This window comes from Gillisia lutea, from assembly GCF_021568705.1.
Taxonomy (GTDB): Bacteria; Bacteroidota; Bacteroidia; order Flavobacteriales; family Flavobacteriaceae; genus Gillisia; species Gillisia lutea.
This window is the reverse complement of the sequence record NZ_JAKGTH010000007.1, coordinates 420,271-436,155: the sequence shown is the minus strand read 5'-3', so window position 1 is coordinate 436,155 and position 15,885 is coordinate 420,271. Positions and strand designations below refer to the sequence as shown.

14 protein-coding genes are annotated in these 15,885 nt (G+C 36.2%); 9 read left to right on the top strand and 5 right to left on the bottom strand.

Annotation, left to right across the window (positions count from 1 at the left end; translation table 11 throughout):
• Window positions 1–19: 19 nt before the first annotated feature.
• The 6 genes from L1I30_RS06280 (at window position 20) to L1I30_RS06255 (ending at window position 5,281) form a co-directional block, all read left to right on the top strand.
• Window positions 20–1,072, top strand: coding sequence for an NAD(P)-dependent alcohol dehydrogenase (locus tag L1I30_RS06280; protein WP_236133413.1), 1,053 nt, complete (start codon window positions 20–22; stop codon window positions 1,070–1,072).
• Window positions 1,073–1,149: 77 nt separating this feature from the next.
• Window positions 1,150–1,527 (top strand): PH domain-containing protein, encoded by a 378-nt coding sequence (locus L1I30_RS06275; protein ID WP_236133412.1) that lies wholly within the window; start codon window positions 1,150–1,152, stop codon window positions 1,525–1,527.
• 81 nt (window positions 1,528–1,608) lie between these two features.
• Window positions 1,609–2,847: an imidazolonepropionase gene (gene hutI, locus L1I30_RS06270; RefSeq protein ID WP_236133587.1), complete on the top strand. Its 1,239-nt coding sequence runs from the start codon at window positions 1,609–1,611 to the stop codon at window positions 2,845–2,847.
• Window positions 2,847–3,842 (top strand): formimidoylglutamase, encoded by a 996-nt coding sequence (locus tag L1I30_RS06265; RefSeq protein WP_236133411.1) that lies wholly within the window; start codon window positions 2,847–2,849, stop codon window positions 3,840–3,842. The genes hutI and L1I30_RS06265 overlap by 1 nt, the downstream gene beginning before the upstream one ends.
• Before the next feature lie 6 nt (window positions 3,843–3,848).
• Window positions 3,849–4,301 carry a GNAT family N-acetyltransferase gene (locus L1I30_RS06260; protein ID WP_236133410.1) on the top strand — a complete coding sequence of 151 codons (453 nt, stop codon included), beginning with the start codon at window positions 3,849–3,851 and terminating at the stop codon, window positions 4,299–4,301.
• A gap of 191 nt (window positions 4,302–4,492) precedes the next feature.
• Window positions 4,493–5,281, top strand: coding sequence for an alpha/beta fold hydrolase (locus L1I30_RS06255; RefSeq protein WP_236133409.1), 789 nt, complete (start codon window positions 4,493–4,495; stop codon window positions 5,279–5,281).
• A 68-nt stretch (window positions 5,282–5,349) separates the two neighbouring features.
• Here L1I30_RS06255 and L1I30_RS06250 read toward each other — a convergent pair whose 3' ends face one another.
• From L1I30_RS06250 to glyA, 3 genes are all read right to left on the bottom strand, one after another.
• Window positions 5,350–5,775, bottom strand: a complete 426-nt coding sequence (locus tag L1I30_RS06250) for a response regulator (RefSeq protein WP_236133408.1) — start codon at window positions 5,773–5,775, stop codon at window positions 5,350–5,352.
• The gene (locus tag L1I30_RS06245; RefSeq protein ID WP_236133407.1) at window positions 5,768–8,203 is read right to left on the bottom strand and encodes a PAS domain S-box protein; all 2,436 of its coding nucleotides are present in this window, start codon (window positions 8,201–8,203) and stop codon (window positions 5,768–5,770) included. The genes L1I30_RS06250 and L1I30_RS06245 overlap by 8 nt, the downstream gene beginning before the upstream one ends.
• A gap of 211 nt (window positions 8,204–8,414) precedes the next feature.
• Complete coding sequence (glyA, locus tag L1I30_RS06240; RefSeq protein ID WP_236133406.1) at window positions 8,415–9,686, bottom strand: serine hydroxymethyltransferase; 1,272 nt, start codon at window positions 9,684–9,686, stop codon at window positions 8,415–8,417.
• A 109-nt stretch (window positions 9,687–9,795) separates the two neighbouring features.
• Between glyA and fahA the strand changes: the two genes are divergently transcribed.
• Window positions 9,796–11,085, top strand: coding sequence for a fumarylacetoacetase (gene fahA, locus L1I30_RS06235; RefSeq protein WP_236133405.1), 1,290 nt, complete (start codon window positions 9,796–9,798; stop codon window positions 11,083–11,085).
• A 67-nt stretch (window positions 11,086–11,152) separates the two neighbouring features.
• On the opposite strand, the gene ytxJ is transcribed toward fahA, so the two are convergent.
• The gene (ytxJ, locus tag L1I30_RS06230) at window positions 11,153–11,593 is read right to left on the bottom strand and encodes a bacillithiol system redox-active protein YtxJ (protein WP_308444050.1); all 441 of its coding nucleotides are present in this window, start codon (window positions 11,591–11,593) and stop codon (window positions 11,153–11,155) included.
• 193 nt (window positions 11,594–11,786) lie between these two features.
• Between ytxJ and clpB the strand changes: the two genes are divergently transcribed.
• Window positions 11,787–14,390, top strand: coding sequence for an ATP-dependent chaperone ClpB (gene clpB / locus L1I30_RS06225; RefSeq protein WP_236133404.1), 2,604 nt, complete (start codon window positions 11,787–11,789; stop codon window positions 14,388–14,390).
• Window positions 14,391–14,456: 66 nt separating this feature from the next.
• Here clpB and L1I30_RS06220 read toward each other — a convergent pair whose 3' ends face one another.
• Entirely contained in the window at window positions 14,457–14,642 is a 186-nt protein-coding gene (locus tag L1I30_RS06220; protein WP_236133403.1) for a CsbD family protein, read from the bottom strand.
• A gap of 118 nt (window positions 14,643–14,760) precedes the next feature.
• Here L1I30_RS06220 and L1I30_RS06215 point away from each other — a divergent pair, with 118 nt between their 5' ends.
• A complete protein-coding gene (locus L1I30_RS06215; RefSeq protein WP_236133402.1) occupies window positions 14,761–15,861 on the top strand; it encodes an esterase-like activity of phytase family protein in 1,101 nt (366 codons plus the stop codon).
• Window positions 15,862–15,885 lie beyond the last annotated feature (24 nt).

Below are 15,885 nucleotides of genomic sequence, written 5' to 3'. Positions count from 1 at the left end.
TCTCCAAAAAAATAAAACTATGACAGAAGTAAAAGCATATGCTGCAACATCTAGTACTGCAGATCTTGCTCCATTAGATATTAAAAGAAGAGACACTACTACCCAAGACGTAGAAATAGATATTTTATATTGCGGAGTATGCCACAGCGATATACATACCGCCAGAAATGATTGGAAAGGCTCTAAGTACCCAGTAGTACCGGGTCATGAAATTATTGGTCGCGTACTAAGTGTGGGAGACAACGTGAGTAAATTCAAAGAAGGAGACCTTGTAGGAGTTGGTTGTATGGTAGACTCCTGCCAAACTTGTAACTCCTGTAAAGAAGATCTGGAACAATACTGCGAGAATGGAGCCACCTTTACGTATAACAGTCCAGATAAACACCTAGGCGGTCAAACCTATGGGGGATATTCTGAAAAGGTGGTCGTTGATGAAAAATTCGTTTTAAAAGTACCGGAGAATATAGATCTTAAAGCAGCTGCCCCACTTTTATGTGCAGGTATAACAACCTGGTCTCCCTTAAGACATTGGAAAGTAAAAAAAGGAGATAAAGTTGGTGTAATTGGTTTGGGCGGACTCGGCCATATGGGTGTTAAATTTGCTCACGCTCTTGGTGCGCATGTAGTAATGATAACCACCTCCCCTTCAAAAACTTCTGATGCGAAAGAACTGGGCGCAGATGAAGTGTTAATTTCTAAAGACAGCGAGCAGATGAAGGCGCATGCTAATTCCTTCGATTTTCTTTTGAATACCATTCCTGTGGGGCACGATACAAATCCTTACATAGGTCTGCTAAAAAGAGATGCTTCAATGGTAATGGTAGGCGCTATTGAACCTTTAGACCCCATTCATGGCGGCGGATTAATTGCAGGGCGTAAGCGTATTGCCGGCTCTATAATTGGCGGTATTAAGGAAACTCAGGAAATGCTGGATTTTTGTGGGGAACACAATATTGTTTCAGATATTGAAATGATTAAGATGCAGGATATCAACAATGCATACGAGCGCATTATAAAATCGGATGTTAAATACCGTTTCGTGATCGACATGAAGTCTTTAAAAGAAAGTTAGTCCGTGATACAGCATTTTAAATCAACAGGGAGGGCTTAAAATCCCTCCTTTTTTTATTCATGAAAAATTAAAACATTATGGGAATATTCTCCTCACTTTTGGGAAACGCTGGTACTATAGAAAAATCGGTACTGGAAACTCAATATTCAAAACTTCTTATCCCTTCTGAAACTATTGAAGTTGGCTTTAAGCTTATAAGAGATACTTTTATTTTCACTAATAAACGCCTGATTCTTATTGATGTTCAAGGTCTAACCGGCAGAAAGACCGAATATTTTTCGGTGATCTACAAAAGCATTTCAAGATTTAGCGTAGAAACTGCAGGTAGTTTTGATCTGGATGCCGAACTGAAGATTTGGATTTCGGGCGAGCAAAACCCGTCTATTTCAAAACGTTTCAACAAAAACGTGGATATTTATGAGGTGCAAACAATATTAGCCCAATACACCCTATAATTGAAAAAATCAGGTTAAAATTTATTCATGGATTTCGGAGATTCCTCCATTAAAACCTCTTCAGTTTTTTATCTTTACCCTATGAAATTACTGTTTATAAATATTAAGGAGCTATTACAGGTTAGGGAAACCAGCATAGAAAAACTTTCAGGTAAAGAGATGAAATCATTGCCAAGCTTGAACAACGCCTGGTTATTGGTTGACAATAAAACAATTATTGACTATGGCAGTATGGATAACTTACCTGAACTGGAAGTGGATGAAACAATTGATGCTACCGGAAAAATGATAATGCCAACCTGGTGCGACTCGCATACACATTTAGTTTATGCCGGAAACCGAGAACTGGAATTTGGGCAACGCATTAAAGGAATGACCTATGAGGAAATTGCCAGTAAAGGTGGTGGAATTTTGAACTCTGCTAAAACCTTACAAGAAACTTCAGAAGAGGTTATCTACGAACAATCGGTAGTGCGATTAGAAGAGGTGATGAGATTAGGAACCGGGGCGATAGAAATCAAATCGGGTTACGGACTTACAAAAGAAGCTGAATTAAAAATGCTTCGGGTTATAAAAAAATTAAAGGAAAATTACACCCTTCCAATAAAAGCCACTTTTTTAGGGGCTCATGCTTTGCCATCAGAATATAAAGAAAAGAAAGTAGAATACATTGACTATGTTATCAATGAGATTCTGCCAGAAGTTGCTGCTCAGGGTCTTGCAGAATATATTGATATTTTTTGCGAAAAAGGTTATTTTACGGTAGAAGACACCCAGAAACTTTTAGCCGCAGGAAAGAAATACGGATTAAAACCAAAAATTCACGTAAATCAATTCAATGCAATTGGTGGCGTGCAGACTGGTATTGAAAATGATGCCCTTAGTGTAGACCATTTGGAAGAAATGCGACCGGAAGATATCAATTCCCTCAAGAACTCAACAACAATGCCTGTGGCATTACCGGGCTGTTCCTTATTTTTAAGTATTCCCTATACACCGGGCAGAAAAATGATAGATGCAGGTTTACCGCTTGCACTTGCCACCGATTTTAACCCGGGAAGTTGCCCAAGTGGAAATATGAACCTTGTTGTATCATTAGCCTGTATAAAAATGAACCTTACCCCAGAAGAAGCCATTAATGCAGCAACTATAAATGGAGCTTATGCGATGGAGCTTAGCAAAACCCATGGTTCCATTACTAAAGGAAAAATTGCTAACCTGATAGTTACTAAACCCATTCCCTCTTATACTTACCTGCCATATTCCTTTGGCAGTAACAATATAGATTCGGTTTACATCAATGGAAAAAAATTAAAATAATGGAAGGCATCAAACTATATACTTCACGAAGTATAGCATCGTATATATCTACCCGGGAAGGGGAAACAAAATTTGGAGAGAAAGTGAATTTCATCTCAAATTTGGAAGAACTAAAATCCTCTAAAGCTAAATATGTACTTTTTGGAATTCCTGAAGATATAGGGGTTCGTGCAAATCTAGGAAGACCTGGAGCGGCTAATGCCTGGAAATCCTGCTTAAAATCACTATTAAATGTACAGGCAAACCAGTACACTAAACCCGAAAAGTTAGTACTGTTGGGAGAAGTGGATTGTAATGAATTAATGAATAAAGCCAGTAATATTGCCATTGAAGACCCCAATTATATAGCTAAATTAGGAGATCTTGTAAAGCAACTGGATACTACTGTAAGTCAGTTAATACAATTTATTATAAGCGCAGGTAAAATACCGATTATTATTGGGGGGGGACATAATAATGCCTACGGAAATATTAAAGGTGCCTCTTTGGCTCTAAAAAAGCCATTAAATGTTCTAAATATTGATGCTCATACCGATCTAAGAACTACCGAATATCGCCATAGTGGTAATGGATTTAGCTTTGCTCGAAACGAAAAGTTACTGGGCAAATATCGTGTCTTTGGACTTCATCAAAATTATACTCCACAGTACATCTTTGAAAACATGAATACCTCGGCAAACGATAATTATAGATTATTTGAGCATCTTATTTTAAAATCATCTGAGCAAATTGTAAAAGCGTTTAGAGAAGAGCTGGAATTGGTTGCTAATGAAGATTTTGGAATGGAACTGGATTGTGATGCCATAAAAGGTTTCCCGAGCAGCGCGCAAACCCCTAGCGGATTTGCCATTAACATGGTGAGAAATTTTATTAGAATTGCTTCAGAAGAGGAACATTTAAAATATTTGCATATTTGCGAGGCGGCCCCTACCGAACAATCGGAAATAAAAGTAGGAAAAACACTTAGTTATTTAATTACAGATTTTATTCATTAAAGAATTATGAAGATCATTTCATACGATCCCGCTTACAGGGAAGACTTTAAAGACCTTAACTTGGCATGGCTTAAAAAATACTTTTATGTGGAGCCCCATGATGAAGAAGTATTAGGAAACCCGGAGAAATACATTTTAAGTTCGGGAGGAAACATTTTTTTTGCTAAGGAAGCAGATACTATTTTAGGGACCGTTGCTCTTATGTATATGGAAGACGGCGTTTTTGAACTTACAAAAATGGCTGTCACCCCAGTAGCACAAGGCAAAAAAATAGGCCAACAATTAATGGAACATACCATTCAATACGCAAAGCAGCAGGGCTATACTTCGCTTGTTTTATTTTCTAACAGGAAATTGGAAAATGCTATTTATATCTATTCCAAGTTTGGATTTAAAGAAATTCCTATAGAAGCAAGTCCTTATTCTAGAGGCGATATTAAAATGGAGTTGAAGTTATAAATTGATATATAAAGGCAGTTGAATAAGAATAGATTTTCTGTCTTTTTCAATTTAAAGGTTAGAGTTCTATTGGTTATATTTATTCACTTCATTACTATTTATTTATAGCATTGAAGTCTATCAAACTGCTAGCAGGCTTTTTAATTCTGAGATTTCAAAAAATGGTGTATTTTTACCAGCTGAAATAAAAATTGCTAAACTACACCACATACAAGCATTCTACCAGTAAAGAATGGGTCACTTTTGTTCATGGAGCAGGAGGAAGTTCTTCTATTTGGTTTAAACAGATACGAGCTTTTAAAAGTAAATATAATGTACTCATTCTGGATCTAAGAGGCCACGGAAACAGCAAACCTGTACTAAAGGATGCTTTCAATCCAAAATATACTTTTGATGCCGTAACTCAGGACATTGTAGATGTTATCAATTATTTAGAAATAACGAAATCTCATTTTGTAGGCATTTCATTAGGGACAATCCTTATTCGAAACCTGGCCGAATTACATCCAACACGTGTGGAAAGCATGATTATGGGTGGGGCAATTATGAAATTGAATTTTCGATCTCAGTTGCTTATCAAGCTGGGAGTCCTCTTCAAATCGGTTGTTCCTTACATGTTACTTTATAAATTCTTCGCATTTATAATTATGCCTCGTAAAAATCATAAACAATCTCGATTGCTATTTGTAAGGGAAGCCAAAAAACTCTACCAGAAAGAATTTATACGATGGTTTAAGCTCACATCAGAGATCAATCCATTACTAAGTTTTTTCAGAGCTAAGGACATCCAAATTCCCACGTTATATGTAATGGGTGAAGAAGATTATCTCTTTCTTCCCGCTATAAAAAAGATTGTTGCTACTCATAGCTTTTCCAATCTTCATGTTGTAACCAATTCCGGCCATGTAGTGAATGTAGAGCAACCTGAAACTTTTAATAGAACTTCTCTAAATTTCCTGAACAGTTTAAACCAATTTTAAAAAGGTTCCATAAAAAAACTCCCATCTTAGAGGATGGAAGTTTTACACTATTTTAGGTATTTACTCAATTACTTTTGCTCAACCTTGCTCTTTTCTTCAAGAGCTACTATAATTTCTTTGATAGCATCTGGAGTTACGGGCTTAATTATATAATCGGAAATCTCACTAATTTTCTTGGCCCTGTCCAAATCTACAGGATCTACCGAGGAGCTTACCATATAAAGAGTTATCTGCTTGGTTAGTCTGGGTTTAAGATTCACATATTCTTCAAGAAATTCCCATCCATCCATCACCGGCATATTGATATCCACAAAGATAACATCTGGTACATTTTCGTTATCTGCTATATTATCAGACAAGAATTGGAGTGCCAATTCTCCATCAGAAAACACCAATATCTTCTTAGCTAATTTTTGCGCGTTAATACTTCTGGTAACGGTAAACTGATAAACTTCATCATCATCAATGATACATACAATAAATGGCTTACTCATAATTGCTATTCTGTTTATTAAATGTTATTTTAAATATTGTTCCTTTATCTACTTCGCTTTCAGCACTAATACGGCCTCCCATAGCTTCCACCTGTGTTTTAGTAATAAATAAGCCTACTCCTTTCGCCTCGGAATGCCTATGGAATGTTTTATTTAAACCAAACAGTTTTTTTCTATGCCTCTTCATATCTATTCCTAAACCATTATCACTTACTAAAAGGCTAATTTCCTCCTCTTTTCGCTTTGTTTCAAAATGAATCTCGGGGATTCTTTCAGGCGATCTGTATTTTAATGCATTTGAAAATAAATTAAGCATAATGCTTTCCATATAGGATTTAGAATATTCTATGCTTTCAGCTTCTGTAAAATTAAAAGTGATCTTTGCGTTGGTTTCCATAATATTCCCAACAAAAGTCTCATTAATCTTTTTGAAGATATCCTGAAATTTAACCATTTCTACCTTCTGACTTTTATCTTCCTGAATTTTTAAAGCTTCAATAAGCTCATTTAATGTTGAAGTAAGATGATTTATCACCGTTTCAAATTTTGTGAACAACATCTCCTTATCTTCTACACTAGTACTTTCCTGATAAAAATGCATGAGTGAATTTAAATTGCTCACCGGAGACCTTAAATTATGAGAAGTTATATGGGCAAAGTTGAGCAATTGTGAATTCTGCTTTTGAAGCTGATTGGTTAATATCTCCAGATCATACTTGGCCGAATTGAGATCGGAAATATCTGATGCTATACCCAAATACCCGGTAATGGTTCCATACTCATCCTTAATGGCGGTAAACACTAGTTGAACAGGAAAAGTCTCTCCATTCTTTTTAACGAATAGCCACTCTTTTGATTCATGCTTTCCCTGCTTTGCAAACTCTACAAGTGCATCAAAACCATTAATAGGTTTTTTATATAGTTTTGATAATTCTTTTCCTCTCGCACACAATTCCTCCTGAGTATGGAAGATGGTTGGCTTTTCTATTCCTATTACCTCTTCCTCTTTATAACCCAACAAAAATTCGGCTCCCTTATTAAAATGAGTAATAACTCCATGAACATCTGTTTCAATAATAGATACAGAGGCCGAATTAAATACAGCCCTAATATTTGCTTCTGCCTTTTTCAGCAAAGTAACATCGGTAGCCATTCCACATAGAGCATAAATGTTATTGTACTCATCAAATAATGCAAATTTATTGATGAGTAAGACCGACTCTCCATCAGCACCTGGAGCCACCACCTCGTATGTTGTAGATTTTCCTGAACTAAAAATTTCGGGATCTTCTGCCGTCAGTTTATCTGCAAGTTCTTCCGGGAACAAATCGTAAGCGGTTTTATCCTCCAGCTTCTCATCACCATTTATGTATTTTGAAGTGAAAGTATTATTAGCCATTAAATAATTCCCCTGTTTATCTTTCACAAATATTGTAGACGCAGCATTATTGATCACCCCCTTTAAAAGCTGTTCACTTTTCCATAGTGTAAGTTCCTTCTCTTTTAGCTTTTCAACACTTTGTGTGAGCTCGGATGTTCTTAAACTCACAATATTCTCCAGATTATTATAACTTTTTTTCAATTCGTTCTCGGCAAACGTCCTTTTCTGATCAAGATTGTTAAGTAATTGGGCGGTATCCCAAATTAGAAATAAGCCCACCACAATCCCGGAAATTACAAATAATGCGATACCGGAATCTACGCTCACCAGCATAAATCTGTGAGCTACCACTCTTATAAAACCAAGAGCCAAAAGCGTTAGTAAGAATGTCGGAAATATTCTTCTCGCCATTTTATTCCCAATCCTATTACCTGTAAAGAGGCCTGCAACCAGAACTTTCGGGTTTAATAGAGAGGCCGCTGCCGAAAAGAAGAACAAGGCTAAAGATGTATGTATAGCCATGGATGATAATACTGCTATTTTATCTAAAGGAGATATTCTATATAAATATCCAGTAATACCAATAAAAGCTATAAGAGATACCATATGCAGCATGAACTGTCCAGCTTTAACCGATCTTTTACTAAGAAGAAGTAAAAAAGCAACACTTAATAAAACGAAAGAAAGCGCTGTAGTCAAGGCCATTCTGCCGGGAGAAGAATTTACATTCTCTATATAACTAGTATCTTCTATAAATAATTCGTCTATGCCTAAATTAAAATTAAAAACATCCTGAGATAGCGTACTTAAGCTAAATATTAAAAGGAGTAGCGATACATACCTGGCAATTTTTGAAAGTTTTTTAACAGCCAGAAAAAGGATCATACTGCTAATTATAAATGAAATAGCAGTGTTTGCCACCATACTGGTATAACCTGGAAGTACCGTTTTTAAAATAGAAATATTAAAAAACCAGCCAAACAAAACTAATACCCCAAGCACAAATGTTAAAACGCTGATTTTTAGTAGAACACTCTTAAACTTCATTATGGTAATTAAAATATCTTAAAAAAGAGTTAAAACTAAAAAAATATATTCATAATTAAAGATGTTTTTTAGAGAAAATTTAAAATATACTCAACAAAACACAGCAATCTTAAATTTTCCAAAACAATTTAAAATCCTCATTTTGTAAGTTTTCAAATAAAAAAAAACCGCTTAAAAGCGGTTTTTTTTTTATTTGAAACAATAGGTAATCTTAATTGAAAAGTGGTCTACCTTTCATTAATTTTATAACTTGTGTTTTCACTTCTTCTATCTTTTCTTCATCTTCAAAATTACAGATAACCGTATCTATAAAATCAACAATTGTAGGCATATCTTCCTCTTTTAATCCTCTGGTTGTAACTGCAGGAGTTCCAATTCTTATACCTGAGGTAACAAATGGGGACTTATCATCAAAAGGAACCATATTTTTGTTTACAGTAATTTCTGCTTTCCCTAATGCTTCTTCAGCCTGTTTTCCCGTAATATTCTTATTTCTGAGATCTATAAGCATCATGTGATTATCGGTTCCACCGGAAATAACATTATAATCTTTATCTATAAAAGCACTGGCAAGCGCCTTTGCATTTTTCTTTACCTGTACCGTATAATACAAGAACTCATCCGTCAGTGCTTCTCCAAAGGCTACCGCTTTTGCTGCGATTATATGCTCTAAAGGCCCTCCTTGATTCCCCGGAAATACTCCACTATCTAATAAAGAGGACATTTTTCTCAGGCTACCATTTTTTAAAGTAATTCCAAAAGGGTTATCAAAATCTTTCCCCATCATTATTACGCCACCTCTGGGCCCCCTTAGGGTTTTATGAGTTGTTGTTGTTACTACATGACAATGAGGTAAAGGATCACTCAATAATCCTTTTGCTATTAACCCGGCAGGGTGGGCAATATCAGCAAATAAAATCGCACCCACACTATCGGCTATTTCTCTAAATCTTTTATAATCTATCTCTCTTGAATAAGCAGAAGCACCTGCTATAATCATTTTTGGTTTTTCTTTTTCAGCAATCTCAGCAATAACATCATAATCTAACATGCCGGTCTTTTCATCTACACCATAAAAAACAGGCTCATACAATCTACCCGAAAAATTTACTGGAGACCCATGAGTTAAATGCCCACCATGAGAGAGATCAAACCCTAAGAATTTATCTCCCGGTTGCAAACAGGCGTGAAATACTGCCGTATTAGCTTGTGAACCTGAATGGGGCTGAACATTGGCATACTCTGCATTAAATAGCTCTTTCAAGCGTTCTATAGCAAGGTTTTCAACCTCATCTACCACTTCACAGCCACCGTAATAACGTTTTCCGGGGTATCCCTCAGCATATTTATTTGTAAGTACCGATCCTGCTGCTTCCATCACTTGATCACTTACAAAATTCTCACTTGCAATTAGTTCTAAACCGTTTGTTTGCCGGTTTCTTTCGGCTTCTATTAAATCAAAAATTTCCGTGTCTCTTTGCATGTTAAATTTTTACGTTAAATTATCCTCAAAAGTAATAATTCCAATCGGTTAATTGCTGGAAAATAATATATTTGAAAACATTACTTTTAAGAATTATAAAAAAAACTATATGCCTATTACAGCAAATGATCCTAAAAGAAAAACGTGGCTGGATACGTCTAAGGATACAGATTTCCCAATTCAGAACATTCCGTTCGGGGTATTTCTTACCAGAGACGATATCATTACCATAGGTACAAGAATTGGAGATTATGCCATTGATCTTGGCGCACTTCACCAATTGGGATACTTTGAAGGAATACCATTAACAGACGATATATTTTTACAGGATACCTTAAACGATTTTATCTCCGACGGAAAAAAGACGTGGCGTCTGGTGAGAAATAGAATAGCAGAGGTATTCGATGCTAATAACTCTAAGTTAAAGAATAACGAAGATCATCGTAAGATAGTGCTTTTTACGCTTGATGAAATAGAAATGCAACTCCCTGTACAAGTAGGAGATTACACCGATTTTTATTCAAGTAAAGAACATGCAACAAATGTAGGAACCATGTTTAGGGATCCCGATAATGCGTTATTACCTAACTGGCTGCATATTCCTGTTGGATATCATGGAAGGAGCTCTTCAATTATTCCAAGTGGAATCCCGGTTCACCGCCCGCAAGGACAAACTCTTCCGGCAGGTGCAACAGAACCGGTCTTCGGCCCTTCAAAATTAGTAGACTTTGAATTGGAAATGGCTTTTATAACTACCGATGCGAATGCCTTAGGTGAACCTATACCAATTGAAGAGGCTGAAGATTATATCTTCGGACTTGTCTTGTTCAATGATTGGAGTGCCAGAGATATTCAAAAATGGGAATATGTTCCCTTGGGTCCGTTCTTAGCTAAGAATTTTGCTTCATCAATCTCTCCATGGATTGTGACTTTGGATGCTTTAGAACCTTTCAGAACTAAGGGGCCAGAGCCTGAAAAAGAGCTACTTCCCTATTTACAATTTAAAGGAAAGAAGAGTTTCGACATCCATTTAGAAGTAGCTATTAAGCCTGAAAGCGCAGAGGAGACCACCATTACTCATTCCAATTTCAAATATATGTATTGGAATATGAGTCAGCAACTGGCACATCATACTATTAATGGTTGCCCTGTGAACTCTGGAGATATGATGGGATCAGGGACAATTTCGGGACCAACTCCAGACTCATATGGCTCTATGCTTGAACTTTCATGGAGAGGTGAGAAACCTGTAAAATTAAAGGATGGATCAGAACGAAAATTCATTCAGGATAACGACACTGTAATAATGCGAGGGCATTGTGAAAACAAGGAAATAAGAATTGGTTTTGGAGAAGTGAGTACGAAATTGCTACCGGTATACGAACCAAAGAAAAAATAACATAACATTCATAAATTAAAAAGCCTCCAAAAAATTTTGGAGGCTTTTTAATTTTATACTAATTTATTTATGCAACTAAGTCCTTTAATTTTTCTGATGAAATTTCATTGTGTGAAGCATCATAGATCGCTTTTCCTTCTCTGATCACTATTAATTGAGGACTCTCATGAGGCACATTAAACTTAGAAGCAATTTTATTTGAAATCTCTCTATAATTAAGCAAATCAAGAAAATACAGCTTCACCTCATCTCCCTTTAAACTGTAAGATTGCTCAAACTGTCTTAACACCATTCTGCTAATCCCGCAACGTGTAGAATGTTTTAAAATTGCTACAGGATGTTTAAAGGATATTTCTTCTATCTCATCCAGGGCTTCCATAGTGGTCAATTGATTCCAGGGCACCCTTACCACCTCTTCTCTATCTGCTTCTTTTTCGCTTTTAAATATTTTATCAAAAAGTCCCATATCATTTTTATTAAGGCTGTAAAAGTAAGCTTTCGATTTCATAATTACCTACCCTCAAATATTAAAGTTTTTCTAAGATATACCTTACCTCCTTTATAAATGATTAACTTTATAACACTCCAAATTTACACAGGTCAAAAAGTCATCATTTACTGCGTTTGCCATGCCATTTTGACACTTCCCTCGCTCAGGTATATAATTTGACTATACAGTTTTGTACTAAATATTCGATCATATGAACTTTAATAATTTTACCATAAAATCACAGGAGGCTATACAGCAAGCGCAACAGCTCGCTCAGGAATTGGGTCATCAACAAATAGAGAACGAACATATTTTCAAGGCTATAACTATGGTCGACGAAAATGTAACACCTTTTTTATTAAAGAAGCTGAATATAAACACAGCGCTCTTCACCCAGATTTTAGATAAAACTTTGGAAAGCTTCCCTAAAGTTAGCGGAGGCGAGATCATGCTTTCTCGTGAAGCTTCTAAAACAGTAAACGAAGCAGCTTCCGAAGCAAAAAAAATGAATGATGAGTATGTTGCCATTGAACATCTCATTCTCGCTATTTTTAAGTCTTCTAGTAAAGTAGCGCAAATCTTAAAAGATCAAGGGGCGACAGAAAAAGGTTTAAAACAAGCTATAACTGAACTTAGAAAAGGAGACAGAGTAACTTCTCAAAGCGCAGAGGAAACCTATAACTCCTTGAATAAATACGCTAAAAATCTTAACAAATTAGCTGAAGAGGGGAAACTCGATCCGGTTATTGGGAGAGATGAGGAAATTAGAAGAGTGCTCCAAATTCTCTCTAGACGAACCAAAAATAACCCTATGCTTGTGGGAGAACCAGGAGTAGGAAAAACCGCTATTGCTGAAGGTCTAGCCCATAGAATTATAGATGGAGATATCCCTGAGAACCTAAAGAACAAGCAGATATTTTCTTTAGACATGGGAGCACTTATTGCAGGTGCTAAATATAAAGGAGAATTCGAAGAGCGACTAAAAGCTGTAATTAAAGAAGTTACAGAAAGTGAAGGAGACATCGTACTTTTTATAGACGAGATCCATACGCTGGTAGGAGCCGGGGGCGGACAAGGAGCTATGGATGCCGCAAATATCTTGAAGCCAGCTCTGGCTCGAGGAGAATTGAGAGCCATTGGAGCTACTACTCTAGATGAATACCAAAAATATTTTGAAAAAGATAAGGCTCTGGAAAGACGCTTTCAAAAAGTAATTGTAGATGAACCTGATACAGAAAGCGCTATTTCCATTTTAAGAGGAATTAAAGAAAAGTATGAAACCCATCATAAAGTAAGAATCAAAGATGAGGCTATTATAGGAGCTGTGGAATTATCTCAACGTTATATCACCAACCGATTCTTGCCAGATAAGGCTATTGACCTTATGGATGAAGCGGCATCAAAACTAAGAATGGAGATCAATTCTAAACCTGAAGAATTAGATGTTTTAGACAGAAAGGTTACTCAGCTGGAAATTGAGATCGAAGCCATAAAAAGAGAGAATGACGAAACTAAATTGAAATCACTAAGTGCTGATCTCGCCAATCTTAAAGAGGAACGTAATGAACTGAACGCTCGCTGGAAGAACGAAAAAGAAGTGGTAGATAATATACAAACCGCAAAATCGGATATTGAGTATTTTAAACTGGAAGCCGAAAGAGCCGAAAGAGAAGGCGATTATGGAAAAGTTGCCGAGATTCGTTATGGAAAAATAAAGGAGGCGCAAGAACGCTTAGAAGTTTTACAGAAACAATTAGATGAGAATCAGGATAGCTCTTCCCTTATTAAAGAGGAAGTGACTTATGAGGATATTGCAGAAGTTGTAGCTAAATGGACCGGAGTACCGGTTACTAAAATGCTGCAAAGCGATCGTGAAAAGTTATTGAAACTGGAAGATGAACTTCACAAACGAGTGGTAGGTCAGGAAGAAGCTATAGAAGCGGTAAGCGACGCTGTAAGAAGAAGCCGCGCCGGCCTTCAGGATCAAAAGAAACCTATTGGAACCTTCCTTTTTTTAGGAACCACAGGAGTAGGTAAAACAGAGCTTGCAAAAGCTCTTGCTGAATACCTTTTTGATGATGAATCTTCAATGACCAGAATCGATATGAGTGAATATCAGGAAAGACATGCTGTAAGCCGCTTGGTTGGTGCACCTCCGGGATATGTGGGTTATGATGAAGGCGGTCAGCTTACAGAAGCCGTGAGACGAAAACCCTATTCTGTAGTACTACTTGATGAGATCGAAAAAGCACATCCCGATACGTTCAACATCCTCCTCCAAGTGTTGGATGAAGGTCGATTAACCGATAACAAAGGTCGATTAGCGGATTTCAAGAACACTATTATTATTATGACCTCCAATATGGGAGCTCAGATTATCCAGGAAAAGTTTGAAACTATTAAAGATGTTCATACCGCCATGGAAGGTGCAAAAACTGAAGTACTTGGATTATTGAAACAAACGGTAAGACCGGAGTTCATCAATCGAATAGATGATATTGTGATGTTCACTCCCCTTTCGGAAAAAGACATTCGTAAGATCGTGGAGCTGCAACTTAAAGGGGTTAAAAAAATGCTTTCTCAACAAGGCATTGTAATGGATGCTACGCAAGAAGCCATAAGTTATTTAGCATTGAGAGGATTCGATCCCCAATTTGGAGCACGTCCGGTAAAAAGAGTGGTTCAAAGAGAAGTATTAAACAAGCTTTCTAAAGAGATCCTCTCTGGTGCCATTAATACCGAAAGCATCATATTACTTGATGAATTTGATGACACCTTAGTGTTCAGGAATCAGGAACAGGTGGTAGAAAGTTAATGTCATAAACTTAAATAAAAAAGGCTCCATAAATTATGGAGCCTTTTTTATATTAGATGATTTCAACTACCATCGGTCAATTTCATCTTTTATTTCTTCTTTAGTCTTTCCGGTCTTTTCCTGAAGTCTTCCAACCATTTCATCAAATTTTCCTTCAGAATAAGTTACATCATCATCGGTTAATTTTCCATATTTCTGCTTAAAATCACCTTTGATCTGCTTCCATTTTCCTTCTAATTGATCATTATTCATAATTTTGATTTTTATTGGTTTATAATAATTTAAAAGTACCAGCTTACCCTTTCAAAATCTCTCAAAGAACTCCTATTTTTCTCTTAAGGATTTGTTATTTTTACCTTTTATCCTTTCAATGAAAAAAATAGTATCGCTCCTCTGCCTTAGTTGTTTGTTAATCTCTTGCAGCGCTTCTAAAAACATTAGCAACTCCAAAGTTAAAATCACTTTTCTGGATGATTATATAATTCCTGAAGATCTTGAAATTAAAAATACCAGAGTTGGCGGATTATCAGGAATAGATTTTTACAACGACACCTATTATATAATATGTGATCATCCTTCTAACCCCAGATTCTATACTGCATCCATATTTATAAATAAAAACAAGCTCGACACCGTTATTATATCCAATGTTGTAAAGCTTGATAGAACTAATGAAACCCTCAAAAACAACACGATGGATATGGAAGCTATTAGGTTCCATACTTCCAGAAATAACTTCTTAATTACTAGTGAGGGTTCTATTTCGAACGGAAAAGATCCCGGGATTTATGAGATCACGAAAGAAGGAAAATATCTCTCCCACTACTCTCTTCCAGATTATTTCAAAGCAGCAGGCACACAAAAACCCAGAAATAACGGAGTTTTTGAGGGATTAAGCATTAGCTATAACAATTCAGGATTTTGGTCAGGAATGGAATTACCATTGGTAGAAGATGGACCTAAACCAAAACTCTTTCCTACCCGCTCCTATATAAGGATCACAGAATTTAAAGATGCTACCAAAGAGGCTGAATTTCAATTTGCAATGAAATTAGGCGGCATCAAAAAAATTCCCTGGAAATATTTTGCGGTTAACGGACTTACTGAGTTACTGGAATATGCCCCAAAACAGTTTATTGTATTAGAAAGAGCTTTTTCGGCAGGACATGGAAGTAATGGGAACACAGTGAGATTATTTGATGTAAATGCAAATAAAGCTACTAATACCCTGACTTACAACAACCTAAGGAAAGAGGATATCAGACTGGCAGAAAAACAACTGATATTTGACTTTAAGTCGATAAAGAAGCAGCTAAAAGAACAGATAATTGATAATATTGAAGGGATGACCTTTGGCCCTGATCTGCCTAACGGAAATAAAAGTTTACTTTTAATTTCAGATAATAACTTTAACAGCATGGGTAAACAGATCTCTCAACTTATTCTTTTAGAAGTTGAATTCAAAAAATAAAATCATTTTTATACTAATAAAACT